This window comes from Bradyrhizobium sp. SZCCHNRI1009 (assembly GCF_032487575.1).
Taxonomy (GTDB): Bacteria; Pseudomonadota; Alphaproteobacteria; order Rhizobiales; family Xanthobacteraceae; genus Bradyrhizobium.
Genome location: NZ_JAUEUL010000016.1, coordinates 115,191 through 136,986, shown reverse-complemented (window position 1 = coordinate 136,986; position 21,796 = coordinate 115,191). Strand labels below are relative to the sequence as shown.

Sequence of the window (21,796 nt, the reverse complement as noted above, 5' to 3'; positions counted from 1 at the left end):
CTGTAGGTGTAGAACTCGTTGAACGGATCGTTGCCGCCCTGCACGCCGCTGTTCAGGAAGTCGCTGGGGTCCGAGGACTGGCCGTAATCGGCAAGCTTCGTATAGCCGCCATCGACCGAGAAATACGCCGTCCCCGCCGTCGCGCCGCCGGTCATCAGCCGCACGCCCGGGCTGGAGAAGCGGAACAGATCGAAGATGTCGGGCTGCGGGCCGTAGGGCACGCGGCCGAAAGCGTGAGTCAGCTCGTGCAGCGCCACGCCGACCAGCAGGTTTGAATTGATGTCGGTCGCAAACGTCGCGCTGCCGTCGTCGGTGGTCGCATCGTTGGCGCCGAGGCCGCCCCACAGCTTGAGCTGGGAATTCCACACCGCGACGTAGGACTGCCCCTGGATGCTGGATCCCGCCGGCAGGGCATTGAAGGTGGTATCGCCGGGGCTGGCATAGTTGATCAGGTTGGACCTGACGCTCGAATAGCCCATCCACTGGCCGCCGTCAGGACCGGCTGCCGCGCCGCCGCCGACGCCGCTATAGTCGATCTTGATGTTGACGGTGATGCGATCCGAGATCATCGAGGTGAGGATCGCTGCGGCCTGCTGGATGCCGGCGCGAAAGCTCGCCGGTGCATTCATCGCCGCTGTGTCGAACAGCAGATTGATGGTCAGACCGCCGGCACTCACCGCGGTGACCGCGCCGATCCCGCCGAAATCGCCCTGGGCGAGCAGCGATTCCACGGCTTCTTGGGGAAGCTCGACCGGATTCGTCGGCGGTAAGACCCCCGCATCGTCAGGGGCCGAATTTGTGACCGACTGTGAGATCGAAAGCCCAGGCATTGCCTAAGTCCCAGCTGCTTGCGTGAACGGCGTATGGCTCGACCATTGATCCAGCGATGAGCGATTCACGACCGAACCAACGATATCTATCCGCCTGATCGTCTTGCTCAGTGGTTAACGAGAGCGGTCAGACGAGAAAAAGCGGCGGGCGAGGATTGGCATGGGCCTTCTGCCGCGAAACAGATCGTTGGCGAGCTGAGTTCGCTTCCATCGTGGGGCATTGCCCAGCTGCCCTACAGTCGGCTCGTCCATTCGACTGAACGTCGTCTGCTGCCGCAATGTTTGCCCCGGCTTTGACGACCCTTCTTCGATTCTTGAGATCGGAACTTGTATTGATCGAAGTGTTCGATCGACGCGAGGGTGCCACCCAGGATCTTGTCGAATTAAATGTCCTGGGGTCGGTGTTGCGACAACTGGCCAGTGCATGGCTCCCGTCCGAAGCACTTTGAGGCCGCCGAACGCAGAGAATCACTCGGCCTGACCGGGCCGGGGCAAGCTGGCGGGCTTGAGATAGAGCAGTGAGCTGCAGCGGCTGCCTCTCACGGCAGTTTTGTCGGCGCGCTTTCCCAAGAGGGTTGTTCCGATCTCGCTTGTGCACCGGTTGCCGCCAAGAGCACAGCGAATTTTGCGTCGACCGGTCGGCCTAGCTTCCTTGAAGGCCTACCATTAGACTTTGGCGATCGCAGATGATATCGCGGAGCGCAGACTCGATCGCCGTCCACGTGCGTCACAGAGCACGTGGACCGTGGTCATCCAGGACGGATATCTAGACGCGCCTTCATTGTTGACAATTCGCAGAGCGAGCATGGTCGAGGAGAACGTGGTGGGACAAGATCGTAAACGGCGTGTAGCGCTTATTACAGGCGTGACGGGCCAAGATGGCGCGTACTTGGCTGAGTATCTTCTGGGACTCGGCTATACGGTACACGGAATCAAACGTCGATCGTCGTCCTTTAACACGGCTCGCGTGGATCATCTGTACCAAGACCCCCACGTCGGCGACGTCCCGTTCCTGATGCACTACGGCGACATGACAGACTCGACCAATCTTATCCGGTTGGTGCAACAGATCAGGCCGACTGAGATATACAATCTCGCAGCTCAGAGCCATGTCGCCGTCAGCTTTGAGAGCCCGGAATACACAGCCAATGCGGATGCAGTCGGAGTTCTCCGGCTGTTAGAAGCCATTCGCATTCTCGGCCTGGAGAAAGACACGCGATTCTATCAGGCGTCAACCTCCGAGCTATACGGCTTGGTCCAAGAAGTCCCTCAAAGGGAAACCACGCCGTTTTATCCACGATCTCCCTATGCAGTTGCGAAGCTATACGGCTATTGGATTACAGTAAATTATCGTGAGGCCTATGGCATATTTGCTTCTAATGGCATCTTGTTCAACCATGAAAGCCCGATACGCGGAGAGACTTTTGTTACCCGCAAGATTACGCGGGGAGTTGCGAGAATAGAAGTTGGGTTGGAAGACACTATCTACCTTGGAAATCTTGAAGCAAAGCGCGACTGGGGACACGCGAGGGACTACGTGAAGGGAATGCACGCAATCCTGCAGGCGGATAAGCCGGATGACTTTGTTCTTGCTACCGGAGAGACACGCTCGGTACGCGAATTCGTAGAGCTTGCTTTTGGAGAAATCGGTCGTCGCATAGAGTGGCAAGGAAAGGGGGTCGAAGAGGTGGGCCGCGATACCGCTTCAGGCAGGATTGTTGTACGCATCGATCCGGCATATTTCCGGCCGACCGAGGTCGACCTCTTGATCGGAGATGCCACAAAGGCCTGGAAGAGCCTCGGCTGGAAAGCGCAGACGAGCTTTCGGGATTTGGTGAAAGAGATGGTCGTTTGCGACCTGGCTGAAGCTCGCCGTGAGGCGGCGGCTAGACCGGTCAATAGCTGAAGACCTTAGGCAGCCATCGTTTTCGCTCATCGGGAGAGAAGCAGACTGCGGCTGCTTTCGTGCTCCCAGTCAACGGTGGCATGCCTGAGAGCAGGAGGACATTGAATACAGGTTGGGAGCCGCAGCCGCACGCGGCCGAATGCGTGCGCAAGCAGGTGAATAGCTACACGAACAGATGTAGAAGGATGTCCGTCGCAAAGGCTACGCCCATCGGCGCGGGCTTTTGAGCCCTTGAACGGAAGAACACCGGAGCACGATCGTTGCGGCCGCGTCGAAAAGAATGACGGTGAGCTCAAAGCCCCAGCCGTCCGCCGTTGAAGGTCACACGGGCGCCAACGCCAACGTCCTCCGCAGATCTGCGAGAACCCGGTGACATAGTATCGGCCTTGGTCGCTGAATCCCCTGGCAAGGAGCCGAAGGCGGATTCGCCAGAACTCGCGCTTTGCTCCCAGCGAGGCAGGCCCACACGACTTGAAGCGGCTATCCGCCGGCCCTATCAGGACCTGTAACGGCCGCCGCGCTCGGTCGCGCGTTGTCAGATCTCATTCTGACCGCACGACGATAATCCGTTGTAGCCTCCGTATCGGTCGGTCCGTCGCGCGAGGCATCCCTCGACAAACCGCAGCCCGTTCAGCATTTGCGGCTATGCACGAGGCTCGACGTGTGCGCGACCTGGTTCGGCGGCGGCGTGCACCGCCAATAGGCGGCGAAGTAACTGGAAGATCGCGGCGCTCCCGTTGCCACGGTTGACAGTCACCATTGAGACCGCTTGCAATCTTCTCGGTATCATCATACAGTCAGCTACTGCCTCTACGGTTGCTGCAGACGGCTAACCTTGATGCACCCAATCGCTGCTTGCATCCCACCGCGTGGCTGAACCATTTGCTGACTCCTGTCCGGTTGGCAGCAGCCTCAAGCGCGACAACCTGCCATCGTGGCCGGCATATGGAGAATGCCTGGCTCAGAGGCACCAGATCGGCGCGCTGCACTGCTCGTGCATCGCCCGATTGTGCCGGAGTGAGATTGCGAATTCCACTTGCTCAAAGCGTCCCCGTGTGTGACACGGACCCAAAGGTGCGGCGCTCAGCGCCGCCGGCTGGCTATCGCGGTGGTGGAGCAATCGTCGCGATGTCGGGAAAACCTTCAAAGATCCACTGATGTGGAGGACACCGTTTCAGAAGGCACGTCCGGCTTTACACCCGCCTGCACAGGAAGTCTCGATCGATAGCGCGGGATCTCAGAGAATTCCGCCTCTCGTAAATCGACGACGAGGCAGCCAGCGAATCACAATTTGACCACACGAGAGAAGCCCGCGAGGTGGCGATGATCAAGTCTGACCGCCAGGACACGATTACAATTTATGAGGCAACACAGCGCAGCGGTGGACTAACGTCGAGCCTGCGCCAAGCCTACTTCGATCTATCGAACTCTCGCCACGTGATAACTCGCCTTTTCTGGCGCGACTTCATCGCTCAATTCCGACAGAAAATTCTCGGGTATTTCTGGGCTCTTCTCAATCCGATCCTGGGGATCGTCAGCTTCCTGTTTCTTTATTCCATTGGCGTTCTCAAGCCAGGCCAAGGAGAGATTCCATACCCTCTTTATGTTCTCGTCGGCACCACCATCTGGGCATGTCTACCGGGCGCAATGGGAGCGGTCAGCAGTGGGCTGCAGTCGCAGGCTGATCTCATTCTGCGAACCAAGATTCCAAAGCTGGCGCTCGCCATGAGCTCGCTGGCAGGCGTTTTCTATTCCATCGCCATCAGCATGATCACGATGATGGCGGTATTCTTGATCATGGGTCGGTGGCCCAGCCTCTGGATACTCGCCTATCCATTGCTGGTTCTGCCCATGGTACTGCTCGGGACGGCAATTGGCTTGATGCTCGCAGTGCTCGGCACAATTGCGCGCGACCTTACGCCGCTCGCCACGCAAGGGCTCTCTCTGCTGATGTACTTGACGCCTGCGGTATACCTGCACTCGAGCATCGAGAGCCCAACCATACAGTTTCTGATCAAGTGCAATCCGTTGACCTACCTCATCGATGTTCCTCGTGCGCTGATCTGCCTCGACCAAGCCAACGACATTCCGGTGTTTTTGCTGGTGATCGTCGCGACCGTGATTCTGGTCATCGTTGGGCTGAAGATCTTCTACCTGCTCGAGGACCTCGTAGCGGAGCGGCTGTAGCTGAGCCGACGACAGGCAGCGACAGCAAATTGAACAGAAACAAGACCTCCCGTTAGACAATGTTGCGGCCCGAGTCCCAATTCACATGCGAGCCCATCCGTCGAGCAACTCGCTTGGCGGACGCCGGCCAGCTCGCAGGAGTATGCTTGAGATGAGATGGCTCAAAGATCGGATCAACACCTATGTCCAGAGGACAGTCGCGAACGCATTGGCGCATGCCACGCCCAAGCCTGAGCCGAAGGCATTCGAGCCTGCTCTCGACATCCTCGTGAACAAGTACGGCTATGGACGAACGCTCGAGCTGAAACTGCCGGTCGCCGTCGATGGGAAACCTGTTCCCTGGTACACATATCCCGCACTGGAATACTTCGAGCAGCTCGACGCCAGAGGACTGCGAATCTTCGAGTTTGGTTGCGGCAATTCGTCCCTGTTTTGGGCGAATAAGGGAGCCAAGGTGACCGCCGTCGAGCATGATTCCGCCTGGTTTGAGAAGATGCTGCATCGGTCAAGTCGACTGGAAAAGCTCATTCTTCGGGAGGAGGTCACGGAATATGCTGGGGCCATATCCGAAATCGGAGGAGAATTTGATGTCATCATCATCGACGGGGTCTGGCGCAATCAATGCGCGCGGGCAGCCCTGCCTCACCTGAGCGCGGGCGGCTGCATCGTGCTCGACAATTCAGACTGGTACACCGACGTAGCAGAGTTCTTTCGTGGTGAAGGTTTCCTTCAGGTGGATTTCAGCGGATTCGGCCCAATCAACATCTATTGCTGGACAACATCGCTTCTGGTGCGATCGGATAGTATTCTCAGAGGCCGGCTCAATCATCCGCGACCAGTCGGAGGCATTGAAGCATGCAGGGGCAGCAACTGGTGACCACGCTTAGCTTTCGATTGTCGAGCGTGGCGCGATCGCTGATCCAGTTCGTCGGACGCCGAATAGCTCCCGAGCACCGCGCCAGATTGGCGGTCCAGCTCGCCAGGATCGGCGCTCATATAGATATCGATTCCAGCTTACAAATCCTCGAAAAATCGCTCAGCGAACAGAAGCTGGATGCGAGCCAGCTCGGGCGGCTGCTTTCGGCGGCTTTTTCTGCTGCTGATGCCGACCACTTGCCGCTCGATTTGAGGAAGCAATTATTGACGCGGGCCTGTGCGGGCCTGGACCCTGCCGACATTCCTGACGCTCTGCTCGAGCATTTCTCTGCGCTCGGCGGAAGCAGCCACCACTACAGCCAGGAGGGAGAGGATATCCTGCTCAAGCGGCTATTCGGTGATCGTCGCTCCGGCTTCTATGTCGACATCGGCGCTCATCACGCCACCAGGTTCTCCAATACGTTTGCGCTCTACCGCCGTGGATGGCGCGGCATCAATGTCGACGCAACCCCCGGGAGCATGAGCTCGTTCGGCCTGCTCCGGCCCCGAGACGTCAACCTCGAACTCGCGGTGTCGGACCAGACAGACCCCGTGCGGATGCACCTCTTTCGCGAGGGTGCCCTCAACACGACCAACGCAGAGCTCGCCGACAGCTACGTCGCGGCTGGATGGGACAAGACTGGCGAAATCGAGCTTCGCCCGAAGACGCTCGCAAGTATCATGGACGAGTTCGTGCCTCCCGGAATCAACGTCGATCTCCTCAGCGTCGATGTGGAGGGCGCAGAACTGGCCGTCTTGCGTTCGGGCAATTGGGACGTTTACGCGCCCGCCGTGATCATCATCGAAGCGCTGTCGACACCGTTCGCCGAAATGCACCAGGATCCCGCTCTCAGATATCTTCTCGCCAGGAATTACGAAGTCCGATTCCGGCTCTTCAATTCGGTCATTCTGACCCGGACAGGCGCAGATTTCTCCTGATCAGCGGCGGCCGGCCCAACGCTTCAAAGCCCCTCGCAGTCGTGTTGCGAGGCCGCTACGATCAACGGCTGGAGAGACACCTGCCCGCAGCCAAAGACAGACCTCGTTGAATGCTGCCATGTCCGGCTCAACCCGATCGGGCATTCGCAGCGTCGCCGGCAAGATGGTCCGACTGAATTGAGCTGGAGCCTCGAGCTGGAAGGGGAGGTTACCCGCACAATGAACGCCGGAGTTATCGAATCCGCCGTTCCATATCAGGCTCGTACGCGGGTAGAGAACCTGCGCGCCGGCCTTGGCGACGGCATACCACCACAGAATGCCCCAAGAGTCATTCTTGCCAGCAATGCGATCGGACAGCATCGCTTCATAATCCGCTGCGCCATCGAGGCTGAAGCGGCTGCGGAACCCGGCATCGTGGCCAAGCTCATCGAGCATACCGTCCGTCTGCCAATCAAATAGCGACCATGCCCGCGCCCATGTCGCCCACCCCCAAGTCGTCGTCAGCGGCATGAAGAAGGCATCTCCGGCTACTTGGGCCGTACCTTTGAGGTGGCAACCAGAGATCTGCGCAACACCGGCGGCATCAGCATAACGGTCCAGCCCTTCGAGCATGAAGCGGACAAAATCGGGAGCTGCAACGAGGTCGTCCTCGAGGACAATCACCCGGCCGTAAGCGCGCGTGAGCTCATCGACTGAGCCGGCGATCGAGCGAGCAAGACCAAAATTCTCTGGACGCACGACGACCTCGGCGCCGTTCACCACGGCCCAGTCTGCAACTAACCGTCGCGTTGCCTCGACCGCTTCGGCGTGCTCGGGTCGCTTCGGGGCGTCCGAGTAGATGATGATCTTGACGTCCTCTAAGCGCGCGTTCCGCAGCAGCGCATCGAGCGCCCGTCGCGTGTGCAGCGGGCGGTTGTACGTGAAAAGGGCAAGCGGCACGCGGTCAGTCACGAGAGCACCTCGCGATCACGACACCACGACCTGCTGCGGGACGGGCAGACCCGGATTGGGCTCGTTGAATCATCCACGCCCGCGACTCCCCGTATCTGTTGCGAAGAGAGCTTTCTGCAAATGTTCGACAATGATCTCTTCACAATTCAATCTCTGGCATCAGCTTGCAGGCTTGCGCGCTCTGAATGTGTAAAGACGCCCTGGATCGTCAAGCTGGTTACCGTACCATGACATCAGCCAAGGACGAACAAGCACCGATGGCAATCTGAGCCGCTTGGCGACAAGTTTCCGGTGGTCACTCAAGGTCATTGGAAACAGATTGATATCGGACTGAAGCGGGTTCAACGAAAGATCGAGAGCAAGGCCCGCATTGGCGATGGCGGAGTGATAGTCCGCAAGCAAATAGGCGTGCTCGCCACCATAGTGCTTGTGAAGCGGATGCGACGCCAAGAATGCCGGCAAATCTTCGGGTCGTGAAATGACATGCTCGCGCGTGGCAAGTAAAATTCCACCCGGCTTCAGAACGCGACCAATCTCGGCACAGAGCTGCCCCAGGTCACGCGCATGGTGCAGCACCTGACGGCAGAGTACGACATCGAAGCTGTTGCTATCGAATGGCAGGGTCTCACCCCACTCCTGCACAACCTTGATCGGCAATCCACTCTCGCCCGCAAGCGCCCGGATCGCTCCGCCCCCCACCAGCGCGCTCGGGTCAGGCTCCAACGCCGTCACTTGCCAGCCATCAGCCGCGAGCGCGTAGCTCGCGATGCCCCTGCCCGCCCCGACGTCCAAGGCGCGCCCTGGTGGGCTCGTCAGCAATGATCGCGTCGCAATCCACTCGGAGCTGGCGTGAAATCGCTGCGCAGCCGCCAACAGCGGGTCATCGAAGAAACACGCCTTCACAAGACTGGCCTGGTCAGGCTGGTTGCGCAACCAGGAGACCGCCTGCTCCCAGCTCATCGCGCCATCGGTCATTTTACTGCTTCCATATCGAGTTCGCGAATGACCTTGGCCGGATTGCCCGCCGCAATCACCATCGGAGGAACGTCCTTGGTGACGACGCTGCCCGCTCCAATGACGGCGCCCCGGCCGATTCGCACGCCTCGCAGCACCACGCAATGGCAACTGATCAACGCATCGTCCTCAATGATGACAGGTTGCTCGTCCAGGTCGATTTTGCGCGGATGACCAGCGGTAATGATATCGCGGAACTGCTGATGCCGCTCGCTCGCATCCAACGGGTGGGTCAGATTATCCATGATCGTGCACATATGCGAGATCAGAACGCGGTTGCCGATGCTGATCTCCCTGGCGGACCAGATTCTGGTCTGCTCGCCCACATAACAATACTCGCCAAGGCGAATACGTCCGCCGTGTCCGAACAACAACAACTCGCCACGGACGTGCGTGTGAGCGCCGATCCGCAGCGCCTCTGGCGGGTGCCCGTGCGTATGCAGACTGGCCGTCGGATAGAAAACGGCAGTCTGGTCGATATCTGCCAGAGCGCGATCAATCCTCCCGTCGGCCGAGGGCATATGCCGCGGCCGGACGAGCCGAGCAAGTAGTCCTTCGGCAAATGCACGAACACGGCGCGTCACGGAATGTGCTACTTCGTCAGCTCAAGACACACGACAGCCCGGGAGGCCGCCGCGTAATCATCATCATAAGTGCTTTGCTTATGTATGTCGAAATAGGTTGCGTCCTTTGCGCTCTCCCGGTCACCAACGGTCCACCCTTCCGCCCTGTAACGATAGATGGTCTCGATGCACGATTGCGGCGCGAATCGCTCGACGAGCCGGTCGACCATTTCGGCGTCAAAAATCTGGAACCAACCGTGGTTGGCTCGTCGGCCGAATGGCATGCTCAGAAAGAGCACCCCACCTGGCTTCAACATTCGGCGCAATTCCATCAGACAAGAGACGTACCCATCGGTGTCCGTCTCGTTCTTTGTGCCGTCGCTCGTGTAGAGCATCGTGTTGTCCAGGCCAACGTGCTCGATCGTCGAGATGCAGGCAATCCAATCGAAATACGCGTCCCGGAAACAGCTTTCGCGCAGATCTTCATAAACGTAGGACACGCCCCACTGCCACGCAGACCACTGCTCCGGCGCCAAAGTCGAAACGGTGCAGGTCTTTTCGCGCAGCTTCGGATGACCGAGCACATGCGCGTGGTTGAGGGTAGACCCCGCGTCGAGCAACCGCCCCTTTCCGGCTGGAAGGCGTGCCATGAACCATGGATACTCGACGATACGTTCATCGAGGCGCCAACCAAAACCGTCCGGGAGCTTGTAGGGATCGTAGGCGGGATCGTTGATTGCGGCGGTTACCGACTTGATCTTGTGCGTATCGTAACCTGGCTTCCAAGGCGGGTTGCCGTCCGCGAGAAATCGTTTGTAATTTGATTCCGCGAGCGGCGCCTTGAGGCGCCCTTTGATGTACTGCTTCAATGATTGCATGATGCTTGCCCTGGGTCTGCCGCGCTATCATCACCCAGCCGTATATGCGCTTGGCGTGCCCTCTTGTAGGAAACAAGGGCCCTATATTGCAACAGGCTCGGCCCTCGGCACGTGCGCAGCAGATCGTTCAGTTGCGCAGCATCCGACCGGCCTGCCCATTGCAGCGTGCCGAAGCAATACCAGTCAGGCGGCAACCGCAGGATCAATACGCCATCGCGCACAAGCCGCGACACATCCAACCCTTTGGCGGCGGCCTCGTCGCCTTGGAAGGGACGTGGAGCAAACGTCATCAGCGCAACGAGCTTCACCGCATGCGGCCAGTGCGCGAACTCGAGCGCAGCATCCGGCTCGTTAATCAAGCGTACAACGGCTCGTATGACTCTCCTGACGAGACGCGCGCCCTTATACGGCGGTAGAAAAAAAATGCCGAGTTCCGTGCGCAACAGCAATTTTGCGGCCGCCTGCGCCACCAAAAGGCGATGCAACCGCGGGCGCAGCGGCGCGGGCGCATGTCGGGAGACGAAGCGCCAATGATCGCCGAGATTGGTCATCGACCTACGGTCGAAGATTTCGCGCCAGGCTTGCCGCAAGGTCAACTGGGCTTGCGGTACGATACCGGTCTCCTCGATATGAGCCAGAATCATTGTGTCGTAACACACAAGCAGCTTGAAACCAGCAGACTTGATCCGGCAAAAGAAGTCGTAATCTGAAATATAATGTGGAAAGGTCCGATCGTCGATGTTGCCGACCGCTCTTATCATCTTGATCGGAATCAAGGTACCTCGGCCCGGAAGCGTGTCGACGTCTTCACAATGCCGCTCGCCTGAGGCGATCTCTGTTTTGATGGGGAAATCGTAGCGCTCCCAATCAATCATCTCGCCGGCATCGAGGACCCTCGTCGGATCGCGACTGTCAACGACCTTTGCGCCAACGGCCGCGTCATGGGCCCACGACCAGGCAACCAGGGTTTCGATGTAGTTTTCAGGGACTCTCGTGTCATTGTTCAGCAAAAGAACGAAGTCATCCGTCGCAGCTTTGGCCAGTATCCGCTCAATGGCCAGCGCACAAGAGCCGGCCCACCAACGCTCCTTCCCATCGTGGATCACCTCCACATCCGGATAGAGTCGAGCGAGCTTGTCTCGCGTGCCGTCGGTCGATCCGCCGTCCGATACGTTGATCGTCAAATGTCGATAGGTCTGACGGCGCAGATCTTCGACGCACTGCTGGGTGAACTGCCAACGATTAAAGACGGGAACAACGACGTGAACGCACCCTTTGGTTGCGCGATCAATCGAAACCGGATTGTCAGTGCCTACGCACGCATCTTCAGATCCGATCAAGCGCTCCACTACCCCGCTTACAGGCACCTTGAAGGAACTCACCAGCTGTCCTCCTCCGCAATCGGCCTGAAGGCATGGATATCGTTGGAAACAATCCTAAGACGGTGTATACCTCCACGACCGGCATGTTTGCAAGTTGGCGCATCCACACGTGAAAGTAGAAAATGCCCTCCACGTCCATGGGTTTCGCCGTCGCACGAGCGTCCGAGCTGACCCTGCGCCCAGGGGCGCGCGCCCTCTCGTCTTAACCGTGGCGATCAACTCGATAGAGACGATCCCTTTTCGGAACCTCTAAGAGCAATTCTGACGTATGGCACTCGTTTGGATAACCGGCGCCCGTGGCTTCCTGGGCCGACATGTGGCCGCGCGTTTTGCGGCGGGGGGCTGGGATATTGCTGGCATTGGGCTCGGCGGCGCTGCCGATGTCGATATCGCCACACTCCCTCTCGTCAAAGTCTCAGGCAAGGCTGCCTGGATCGAGAAGATCATCGACAACGAAGCGATCAAGGAGCTCCTGAAGCTTGTCGGCCCCCCCGACGTCGTATTCCATGCCGCGGGCAGCGGCGCAATCGGCGCATCGCTTGCGGACCCTTACCGAGACTTCCGTCTCTCGGTAGACAGCACCGCGCTGCTGCTTGATACGTTGCGCAGGTCAGCGCCGGAAGCGGTGTTCGTGCTTCCCTCCAGCGCGGCAGTGTATGGCAGCGCCGCGCCGGGACCGATCGCCGAAGACGCTTCGCTGGCTCCTGTATCGCCCTATGGCGCACACAAACTCTGTGCCGAATTGCTATGTCGATCGGCGTCACACTCATTCGGCTTGAAAACGGCCGTGATCCGCTATTTCTCTCTGTACGGTCCCGGCTTGCAGAAGCAGCTGCTGTGGGACGTCGCTGGAAAACTCTCGCAGGCGTCCGACGAAATTACCCTCTTTGGGACGGGGGCTGAGACCAGGGACATGCTGTACGTGGAGGACGCAGCCGAACTCGGGTTCATCGCGGCCCAGCACGCAACGTCGCAGTGCCTCATCGTCAATGGCGGAACTGGCGTCGCATCCAGCGTTGAGTCCATTGCCAGTGAGCTTGCCCGCGCATTGGGAGTCGATTGTCGGATCCGATTCAATGGAAATTCGCGCGTTGGTGATCCGAACCACCTGCAGGCCTCGGCCACACGGTCAAGAAGCCTGGGCTTCGAGCATCGTTGGAGCTTGAGAGATGGGCTTGCCGCCTATGCCGCATGGTGGCGGACGGGCAACAAAGGCGCGAACATCAAGTGAGGGGCTGCCGAGCTGGCCGCCTCCGCAGACCGGTCGGCCGGTTGCCCTTTTTGCATTTCGCTTTCATGCCTCCCTCCGGCAGGGTACACCCGCATCCTTACCACCAAAGGTTAGCAGACAGTTGTGAGCGATAAGGACTGGACAGTTCGCGCCGAGAGCGTCTCCAAGAAGTTCGGCCTGTCGCTGCGCCGATCGATGGCACACGGCCTTCGTGACGGCCTCGGTCGGCTTGTTGGCGCCGGCAGCGATTCGAGCCAGTTGCGTGACGGGGAGTTCTGGGCCGTCAAGGACATCAGCTTCACGCTCGAACGCGGCCAGAGCCTTGGCATCATGGGGGTCAACGGCTGTGGAAAGACGACCCTTCTGCGCATCCTGACTGGCATCTACAAGCCGGATGCCGGTCGCGTCATGTTGCGCGGACGTGTTGGCGCATTGATCGCGGCCGGCGCTGGCTTCTCACCGATGCTCACCGGCCGCGAAAACATCTACATCAACGCCGCACTCCTCGGACTCTCTCCCCGGGAGATCCGCTCCCACATGGATGAGATCGTTGCGTTCTCTGAGCTCGAACAATTCATCGACATGCCCGTCAAGCATTACTCGAGCGGCATGCAGGTGCGCCTCGGTTTCGCGGTGGCTGCCGTGAGCGAGCCGGAGGTGCTGCTGGTCGATGAAGTGCTCGCTGTGGGTGACTTGAACTTCCAGAAGAAGTGCTATGATTACCTCTTTGGATTGAAGCGCAAGGGCACGTCGATCGTCCTGGTTTCGCATTCCATTGGAGCGATCTGGGCGGTTTGCGATCGCGGACTGTTCATGGACAAGGGCGAAGTGAAGGTCCTCGGCGAAATCGAGAAGGTGATCCGCGCCTATGACGATCAGAACGCTCGCAACGCCGCCCGTACGCGGGAGAGTGCGCTTCCTGGTCCGGATGGCGCGAGCGAGCTGATCTCCGGTACCGGCGACGTTGTCTGCGACAATATCAAGATCGTCGCAAAGGACGGCAATACAGCCAAGAAGGAGCTGCACTTCAAGGAGCCGTTCGACATCGTCATGGATGTGACGGTTCATTCAGCTATCGATGACCTCGTCATCCGCGCCGTGCTCGATGCAGCACATTATAGAAATATCTGCACTATCGACAGTCACGAGCAGGGTCTTCTGGTCGGACGCGTGATGCCAGGTCGCTATAGTCTGAGGATTTCCGTTCCAGCGCAAAATCTGCGGCCAGGAAGTTACGATTTGAACATCGCCGCGATCACGCGCCATGCAGGACTTCATCTCTTTCTCGCGCTCAAGTGTGGAAACGTCGTCGTCCTCAATCCGAGCGACAAGTTCCTCTACTCGGACCCGAATGCCGTCGTTCACTTCGATGCAGATTTTCATCTTGACCAGGTCAGCTCATGAACGAAGCGTTGGACCATTTTGCGCGGGACCACTTTTTCGCACCGACGAGCGCTGAAACGGCGCGAGAGCTGTTTCGAAGGTCAGTACGCAACGTCGTTGTCGAAATTTCATCACATTGCAATCGGGCATGCTCCTACTGCCCCGTGTCGAAGGTCGATCGTGCCTCGACCAACAAACTGCTGCCTCACGATACCTATGAACTTATCCTGCGCGACCTCGCAGAAATCTCCTATGACGAGGGCTTGTGCTTAAATCTGTATAACGAGCCAACTTCAGACAAGTCGCTGCTGCTCAATCGCATCAGGCGCGCTCGAGAGCTGTTGCCGGCGGCCCGGATATACTTCAGTAGCAACGGAGACTATCTGGATCGAGACTATGTTCGCGAACTGATCTCAGCCGGCCTGTCCGAACTGTACATTTCCATTCATGCCCCGGCCGGCAAGCCGTACGACGACGCCTATGCAGCGACGCGCTTCAACGACCTTTCCCGACGTTTGCAGAAGGCCATAAAGGTCGACATCCTCCGTCCCGGAGAGACGATGCAGGGTCATGTCACTATCGAAAAGTTGCCCATCAATGTCTTTGCTACGAACTACTACACGCTGGGATCGAACCGGGCGGAATCCGTCGGACTGAGTTCCGGCGCGTTCAGCCGGTCCGCGCCGTGCTCCCGTCCCTTCAATGACTTTACGGTTTCCTACGACGGCACGCTTTTCCCTTGCTGCCAGATGTTCGTCGACTTTGCAGAGCATACCCAACGCTATGCAATTGGAAAACTGACGGATTTTCCAACGATTTTTGCGGCTTATGCCAGCCAGGCGATGGCGGAATGGCGAAAGGAGCTGCTTCGCTATGGTCCCAAGCTTTCGCCGTGTGCGACTTGCACGGAGGGACAGCATGAAGGGACGCCGGAACAGATTGCGACACGCGAAAAGGTCTACTCGGAATTTCTTGGGCCAAGCCAGGTGGTTTCCTCGCCTTCCCCCGGCGGGAGCTGGCTCGGCGGGATACGACGGTGGCGCGTTGCCCGGCGATCAAAGTAATTGCCATTACGGTACCGAGGAATTGAATGATCGGCCAAAGCAGCGGCAAGCCCTCCACCCGGGTGATCGGGCTCGACGTGATCACCGATCCCAAGTGGATGGGCGGCATTATCTATATTCGCAATCTCGTCTACTGTCTCGAAAGCCTGCCAGAAGCGGAGAGACCGGAGGTCAGGCTGCTCGGCGTACCGGACGACGCAATGCCGCTCGCCGTTGAGCTGCGCTCTTTTCCGTTCGTCGACCGGGACCGGCGCCCGCGCAGGCATGGCGCGATCGCCCACTTCTGGCGCCGTGTCCATAGGAAGTTTCTGCAAACCTACATTCCGCCCGATCCGGCTTGGCAGAAGCTGGATGCCACCTATCCTACAATTGGCGGCAAGGTGCAGGGCGTTCCGGCGATCCGATGGATACCTGATTTTCAACATGTGCACCTGCCTCATTTCTTTACTGAGGATGAGCGCGATGCGCGCGACCGTGGCATCGCTTTGATCGCCTCCGAGCCTGGCGTCCTGGTCCTGAGCAGTGAAACGGCCAAGAGGGACTTCCTCAATCTCTGCCCGAATCCTGAGGTCGAGCCACATGTCTGGCGCTTCTGCTCCGTCATCACGGATCATGAGCGGGGCGGTCGCAATCCACACAGGCAATACGGCCTGCCCCGGCGCTACGCCTACATCGCAAATCAATTCTGGGCCCACAAGAACCACCGAGTTGCATTCAAGGCGCTGCATCGCTTGAAGGCAAGGCACCCGGATCTGGTACTCGTCTGCACGGGCCGGGAAGACGATTATCGCGACAAGGAATATGTGCCTGAATTACTCGAGTTCATCGCCAAATCCGAGCTTCAAGACAGGATACTGCGATTGGGACTGGTTCCTCGAGCAGACCAGATCGAGATCTTCCGCCACGCCACGCTGGTTCTTCAACCATCCCTCTTCGAGGGCTGGAGTACCGTCGTTGAGGATGCAAAGACGCTGGGACGACCAATCATCGCTTCTGATATTCCCGTGCACCGTGAGCAGCTCGAAGGCGAGCAGGGTCTGCAGGTCAGGTTCTTTCCACCTGACGACGACGCAATTCTGGCGGAAACGCTTTCGAGCGCTTGGCGCGAACTCCCGGACGGTCCCGATCCTGCTTCGGAACGACGTGCTCAGGAGCGAAATCTCCGGCAGCGGCTCGCTGCTGCACGATCCTTCGTTGACCTTGTCGAACGAGCTATTGCGATCGAAGGGAAGGCCGGCGTGACACGCGGCAAGCCCGCGATCACTGCGTGAACCTTTTGCTAGCCGCGCGGAGCGCTGGCGAGACAACCACGTCTGAAGCGAACGATCTTCGGACGGCGGAAATGGGGGACTAAACTCATGTGCGGCATCAGCGGCGTGATCTGCAGTGCTCCACTTCGGCAAAGCGAGCTCGCTCTATTAAGCGAGATCAATGGAGCCCTGTATCATCGCGGCCCGGACTCCGATGGACTGTTCGCATCGACCCACGTGGCGATGGCCATGCGACGCCTGTCGATTATCGATCTGGCAGGAGGAGGACAGCCGCTTTATAACGAGGACCGGTCGGTTGCAATGGTTTGCAACGGCGAAATCTACAATCACCACGAGCTACGCAGCGCGCTTCAGGCTCGCGGCCACGATCTGAGAACCCACTCAGACGTGGAAACGATTGTTCACGGCTACGAGGACAAAGGTGAGGACTGCATCGCAGATTTGCGGGGTATGTTTGCTTTTGCCATCTGGGATGATCGCAAGGGGCGGCTCGTGCTCGGGCGCGACCGCCTGGGCGAAAAGCCGCTCTACATGTTGCGAGACCGGCGAGACGACGGTGCCGAGCGAGTCTGGTGGTGCAGCGAGCTGAAGCCGCTGCTACGCCTCGTGCCAGCAGCGCAACGGCGCATCTCCCCAGTGGCACTGCACGAGTTTCTGACCTTTCAGTACTGCTTGGAGCCGAACTCCCTGATAGAGGGAATTCATCAGTTGCCAGCAGGTCATCTGATAACTCTTTCGCCAAAGCAGCTCTCTGCGGAACCGCGCCCCTATTGGAGTATGCTCGACGTCGAGGCTATTCACTGTCCAGATCCGGTTGCGCAGGTGAGAGACCTGCTGGATACGGCATGCCGGCGGATGGGGAGCGCCGATGTTCCGGTCGGCGTTGCACTTTCGGGTGGGATCGACTCGTCCCTGGTCGCCGCCATTTCGGCGAGACACTATCCCGGCCAGATTCATGCTTTCACGATCGGCTATAAGGGACGACCACCCACCGACGAACGGCTGATCGCTCAGCGCTTCGCGCGCTCTCTCGGCATCGAATTCACGGAAGTGGAAATTGATGTCGACCAAATGGTCGAGCAATTCCCGCAGCTGGTGCAAGCGATGGACACCCCGATCGCCGACATAGCAGCATATGGGTACTTCGAGGTCTGCCGCGCAGCCCGAGCCGCAAAGGTGCCGGTTCTGCTTTCGGGCATGGGCGGAGACGAGTTTTTTTGGGGGTACGAGTGGGTCCGCAATGCAGCTGCGGAGCATCGTAAGAAGGGCGTCAATGGAGGAATCAAAGAATGGGCACGCCGAACGTTCGGACATAGCGCCCCCCGGGAAACCTCCATTCTGGCTCCATTGAAGGAAATCGGCCGGTCAGCCGCGCTATCACGCTCACTTCTCGCCGATCCTGCTTCGGTCGAACCAAATCATTGGCTCGCGCGCACTCGGCCGATTGAAGGATATCCCAGCGGTCCAGCCGTGACGGAGGCGCTTTCGAGGACCTGGCTCCTCTGCAACTGCCTCACGCTGCTCGACCGTATGAGCATGGCCCACTCCATCGAAATGCGCGTGCCGTTCCTGGACATCGACCTCATCAACGCGGTATCCGCTATGCGTCATGGCGGCCTCGAGGATTTCGAGAAGCCGCATAAATGGCTTTTGCTGTCATCCTTTGGTCATCTGCTGCCAGATGAAGTCAGCCAGCGACCCAAGCAGGGCTTCACACCTCCAGTCCAACAATGGATGATGAAGCTGATCGAACGACACGGACCGCTTTGGCGAAACGAAAGCATGCTCGTGTCGCACGGCGTCATTGATGGTGATCGCTTGCGCCGGGAGGAACGAAGCTTCCCCATCGACCTTCAATATAAGCTCACACTTGCCGAACTATGGGCACGCGGTGCTCTCGCATGACGTGGCTGGATCCGGTCAAAGCCACAGGCTGCTCTCCGAGTTCTGGTGGGCTCGGCGCTCAACACACATCACGTGGGCCTCGGTCACGTTCTCAAGGCGACAGCTAGCCATGTTGGAGAGGTCTGATAGAGCTCGCATCATGCTGGTCTATTGGGGGCGGCGCGGACTATCCCGCTTCGTGCAGGAAGCGGCGACCGTAGCGACCTCATGTCCTTCAATCGACGCCACGATATCCATATCTCGCCAAAATGAGAGCTTTGCAGCTTTTTGCGAGTTTGAAGACCGGCTGGTCGCCGTGGACACCTTTTCCAATGATCTTGGCGCTATCGGCCAAGCCTGGCGCATTCCGATGCTGAGGAGCTGCATCACGCGCGAGATTGTCAATCGGAAGATTGAAGCCGTGATTGAATTCATGCCGCACGTCTGGTCGTCCTTCGTATTCTCCGTTTTGAGACCGCATGGAGTTCTCTATTCTTCAATCATTCACGATGCGGAAATCCACCCGGGTGATTACAGGTCGGCGCTCATAGACCCTCTCCTCGATCGGACGATTGCGCAAGCTGATGCGGTCCTCACTCTGAGCGACGCAGTGACGAAGAGACTCCTGACGGCCCGGCGCGTCCCTCAGCACAAATTGTTCACGCTGTTCCATCCAGATCTCGACTATGGCGCGCAGCAGAGGACGATCAGCCTCACCGAAGGCAAACCGATCAGGCTTGCTTTCCTGGGTCGCATCATGCCCTACAAGGGACTAACCCTGCTTCTCGATTCCATCGAGGCCTTACGCAGAGAAGGCTTTCAGGTCGAACTAGGAGTCTTCGGCGAGGGCCCGCTTGGTGAAAACAAACGGCGCCTCGCTGCGCTCGGCGCTGAAGTGATAAATCGCTGGCTTACAGAGCGGGAAATCGCGGCGATACTATCGCGTTATCACGCCGTTGTTCTTTCCCACATCGAAGCCAGCCAATCCGGAGTCGCCGCCACCAGCTTGGGGGCCGGGGTCCCCGTCATAGCTACGCCGGTCGGCGGACTGACCGAGCAGATACAAGATGGCGTTAACGGCATCCTCGCGGCGCGCGCCGACGCTGCTGCGCTGTCTGATGCGATCAAGCGTATCGCGCTCAATCCGAACCTCTTTAATGCAATCTGTCGCAGGATCGAGGCCACGAGAGCGGAACGCTCCATGACCCGCTTCCTGGAAAAATGCGTTGAATACACCCTGGTCGCAGGGGAGCGGCAAACGGAACAGCAGCCGTAGCGCCGCTCGAGCATGAGGTCTCGATATTGCCGGGAGATTAGGGACCGTGACGGGACGGACCATCATAATCGAACCAAACTTGATCGACGAACGTGGTCACCACGCATTTGCCACGTCCAGGTTTGCAACCCTTATGGGCGACACACGCCCGCTGATAGCCGCTGGGAAGGGATGGAACGGATCGCAGCATCTCGGCGGCGGCGATATCTTGCGAGTATTCAGACATAATCGCGATACCGTATCACGATCTCGCCGTTACGGGCCCACGATCACGTCCGCGTTCTCGCTCGGCGCAGGCGCGATCATGCCTATAGCACGCTTCATCAGGGGCTGGAGAGGCTCTCATGCTCCTGACGCACCTACTCTAACGGTCGCCGGCGCAGACGCGAGCAAACTCCGCTCGATCATTGCCCCCGAACTCGGCGAACTTCTCAGAACCCTCGAGCCCGAGCCCGGAGATGCCGTATTCTTGCCGTCTGCCGACGCTGAGCTTCTCATCGCAACCGCCGAGCAATTTGAGGCGCATCGCGGTCAGGCTCGTTTTGTCGTGCGGCTGATGTATGATGATGTGGGCTGCCATCCAAGCGATCCGACATGGCGATCAGCCTTAAAGCGCCTCCAGGAGTCCCCGGGGGCCGTTGAGAACGTGGATCTACTCGCAGAGACGCCCGCCTTCGCGCGCGCCATACGCGAAATCTGGCCCAAGTCTGTCGAGTTGCTTCCTCACCCCACTGACCTGCCGGCCCAGCAACCTCCCGCGGTGAATGGCAGGTTCATTCTCTACATGGCGGGTCACGCTCGCTCGGACAAGGGAGCTAGACTATTGAACGCGACGGCGCAGGCGCTCGCAGCAAAGCTCAACCCGCACGACCCAGACGTCGTCCTGCGCGTTCAGGGACATCCAAGCAGCAGGGCGGGTAAGGTTCGAATAGAAGCATTGCCACTCCATCTGAATCCGGACGAATACATATTGAGCTGGAAGCAAGCCCACGCAGCACTTCTGCTGCATGATCCTGCTGTCTATGCGATACGAGGGTCGGGCGTCGTTTGTGACGCAATTTCGAGTTCGAGGCCCTTCGTGTTCCTGAGTGGCAGTTCGCTTTCGGACTGGAACGTGGGATGCAACGCCCTCGAAGCAACTCCATCCCCGCATGCGATCGCCCAGGCAATCGTTGAATTATTGAACGGTTACGAGACTTTCGCGGAGGCGAGCGCGACTGTCGCCTCGACTGTCGCTCGACATGTTGAAGTAGGAATGGTGACGGTGATGGGGCGCGACACGGCGCGCGAGGCTGGGTGATCTGGCGCCGGCAGCCACCCCCATATTGCAGGCGAGCTACCGATATGCCACGTCACTTCAACAGCTAAAGGCTACACCTCCATCGAGGCTCGCAGACTTTGAGGCTCCCAGACTTTCCCGACCGTCTTGGCATCCAGATTCATCGATGCCTCGGCATTGCAAGGAGCGACAATGAACCGTCCTGAGTCATGGCCCAGAATAACACACACATCCAGGAGCAGGATCTCGCCGTGGGTGACTTTGACCGCCCGCGAAGTCGAGTTTTCTTCAGGAACTGTGGGCGAAACGTACCATTCAGTCGACACGTTCGACTACGTTGTCGTTCTCGCCATTTCCCCCGAGGGTCTGGTGCCGCTGGTCCGGCAATACCGACCGGCGGTTGAGGACTTCACTCTCGAGCTTCCAGCGGGCCTGATCGATCCTGGAGAGCAAGCCGCGAGCTCAGCGGTTCGAGAACTGCTTGAGGAAACTGGATTTCCGAGCAGGGCCGTCCATTTGCTCGGAGTGAACAAAACCGATGCAGGTCGTCTCAGCAATCGCGTACACTCCTTCTTCATTGAGACAGACGCCCGGATCCCAGGATTCGCGCCCGAGACAGGCGTCGAGACCCTGCTGGCAAGTCCTCCAGAACTCCTGAACATGATCATGGGCGGACTTTTCGATGCACAGATTGCCCTCGGCACGCTGCTGTTGGCTGACCTCCAGGGACATTTGCGCCTGCGAGGATCGCCGTAAGACTAGGTTGCCGGAGTACCCACCCGCGCCGGAGTATCGCCTGGCGCTCAGACCAAGCCGATCGTTGCGCCGCAGTTGTAAATATGT

Annotated in this window: 18 protein-coding genes; 12 read left to right on the top strand and 6 right to left on the bottom strand. The window is 58.8% G+C overall.

Annotation, left to right across the window (positions count from 1 at the left end; genetic code table 11):
- Nucleotides 1–731: NF038122 family metalloprotease (locus QX010_RS24250; protein ID WP_316182334.1), on the bottom strand; the 731-nt coding region annotated here is incomplete at its 3' end.
- 904 nt (nt 732–1,635) lie between these two features.
- Here QX010_RS24250 and gmd point away from each other — a divergent pair.
- From gmd to QX010_RS24230, 4 genes are all read left to right on the top strand, one after another.
- Nucleotides 1,636–2,736 (top strand): GDP-mannose 4,6-dehydratase, encoded by a 1,101-nt coding sequence (gene gmd, locus QX010_RS24245; RefSeq protein WP_315801395.1) that lies wholly within the window; start codon nt 1,636–1,638, stop codon nt 2,734–2,736.
- 1,323 nt (nt 2,737–4,059) lie between these two features.
- Entirely contained in the window at nt 4,060–4,923 is an 864-nt protein-coding gene (locus QX010_RS24240; protein ID WP_315801396.1) for an ABC transporter permease, read from the top strand.
- 151 nt (nt 4,924–5,074) lie between these two features.
- The gene (locus tag QX010_RS24235; protein ID WP_315801397.1) at nt 5,075–5,800 is read left to right on the top strand and encodes a hypothetical protein; all 726 of its coding nucleotides are present in this window, start codon (nt 5,075–5,077) and stop codon (nt 5,798–5,800) included.
- Nucleotides 5,779–6,777 carry an FkbM family methyltransferase gene (locus tag QX010_RS24230; RefSeq protein WP_315801398.1) on the top strand — a complete coding sequence of 333 codons (999 nt, stop codon included), beginning with the start codon at nt 5,779–5,781 and terminating at the stop codon, nt 6,775–6,777. Before QX010_RS24235 ends, QX010_RS24230 begins: the two co-directional genes overlap by 22 nt.
- On the opposite strand, the gene QX010_RS24225 is transcribed toward QX010_RS24230, so the two are convergent.
- The 5 genes from QX010_RS24225 to QX010_RS24205 form a co-directional block, all read right to left on the bottom strand.
- On the bottom strand, nt 6,778–7,728 hold the full coding sequence (locus tag QX010_RS24225) for a glycosyltransferase (RefSeq protein WP_316182330.1): 951 nt from the start codon (nt 7,726–7,728) through the stop codon (nt 6,778–6,780).
- Between the two features lie 159 nt (nt 7,729–7,887).
- Nucleotides 7,888–8,703 (bottom strand): class I SAM-dependent methyltransferase, encoded by an 816-nt coding sequence (locus tag QX010_RS24220; protein ID WP_315801400.1) that lies wholly within the window; start codon nt 8,701–8,703, stop codon nt 7,888–7,890.
- On the bottom strand, nt 8,700–9,326 hold the full coding sequence (locus QX010_RS24215) for an acyltransferase (RefSeq protein WP_409997894.1): 627 nt from the start codon (nt 9,324–9,326) through the stop codon (nt 8,700–8,702). Before QX010_RS24215 ends, QX010_RS24220 begins: the two co-directional genes overlap by 4 nt.
- A gap of 8 nt (nt 9,327–9,334) precedes the next feature.
- Nucleotides 9,335–10,183 carry a DUF268 domain-containing protein gene (locus QX010_RS24210; RefSeq protein WP_315716383.1) on the bottom strand — a complete coding sequence of 283 codons (849 nt, stop codon included), beginning with the start codon at nt 10,181–10,183 and terminating at the stop codon, nt 9,335–9,337.
- Complete coding sequence (locus QX010_RS24205; RefSeq protein ID WP_315801402.1) at nt 10,171–11,565, bottom strand: glycosyltransferase family 2 protein; 1,395 nt, start codon at nt 11,563–11,565, stop codon at nt 10,171–10,173. The genes QX010_RS24210 and QX010_RS24205 overlap by 13 nt, the downstream gene beginning before the upstream one ends.
- A gap of 268 nt (nt 11,566–11,833) precedes the next feature.
- Here QX010_RS24205 and QX010_RS24200 point away from each other — a divergent pair, with 268 nt between their 5' ends.
- From QX010_RS24200 to QX010_RS24165, 8 genes are all read left to right on the top strand, one after another.
- Nucleotides 11,834–12,796 (top strand): NAD(P)-dependent oxidoreductase, encoded by a 963-nt coding sequence (locus tag QX010_RS24200; RefSeq protein WP_315801403.1) that lies wholly within the window; start codon nt 11,834–11,836, stop codon nt 12,794–12,796.
- A 123-nt stretch (nt 12,797–12,919) separates the two neighbouring features.
- Nucleotides 12,920–14,200, top strand: coding sequence for an ABC transporter ATP-binding protein (locus tag QX010_RS24195; protein ID WP_315801404.1), 1,281 nt, complete (start codon nt 12,920–12,922; stop codon nt 14,198–14,200).
- Nucleotides 14,197–15,243, top strand: a complete 1,047-nt coding sequence (locus QX010_RS24190) for a radical SAM protein (protein WP_315801405.1) — start codon at nt 14,197–14,199, stop codon at nt 15,241–15,243. The genes QX010_RS24195 and QX010_RS24190 overlap by 4 nt, the downstream gene beginning before the upstream one ends.
- 26 nt (nt 15,244–15,269) lie before the next feature.
- Nucleotides 15,270–16,514 carry a glycosyltransferase family 1 protein gene (locus QX010_RS24185; protein WP_315801406.1) on the top strand — a complete coding sequence of 415 codons (1,245 nt, stop codon included), beginning with the start codon at nt 15,270–15,272 and terminating at the stop codon, nt 16,512–16,514.
- 87 nt (nt 16,515–16,601) lie between these two features.
- Entirely contained in the window at nt 16,602–18,419 is a 1,818-nt protein-coding gene (gene asnB / locus QX010_RS24180) for an asparagine synthase (glutamine-hydrolyzing) (protein ID WP_315801407.1), read from the top strand.
- A 139-nt stretch (nt 18,420–18,558) separates the two neighbouring features.
- The gene (locus QX010_RS24175; protein WP_316182326.1) at nt 18,559–19,674 is read left to right on the top strand and encodes a glycosyltransferase family 4 protein; all 1,116 of its coding nucleotides are present in this window, start codon (nt 18,559–18,561) and stop codon (nt 19,672–19,674) included.
- 79 nt (nt 19,675–19,753) lie between these two features.
- Nucleotides 19,754–20,974: a hypothetical protein gene (locus QX010_RS24170; RefSeq protein WP_316182324.1), complete on the top strand. Its 1,221-nt coding sequence runs from the start codon at nt 19,754–19,756 to the stop codon at nt 20,972–20,974.
- Nucleotides 20,975–21,208: 234 nt separating this feature from the next.
- Nucleotides 21,209–21,709 carry an NUDIX hydrolase gene (locus QX010_RS24165; protein WP_316182322.1) on the top strand — a complete coding sequence of 167 codons (501 nt, stop codon included), beginning with the start codon at nt 21,209–21,211 and terminating at the stop codon, nt 21,707–21,709.
- Nucleotides 21,710–21,796: the final 87 nt, after the last annotated feature.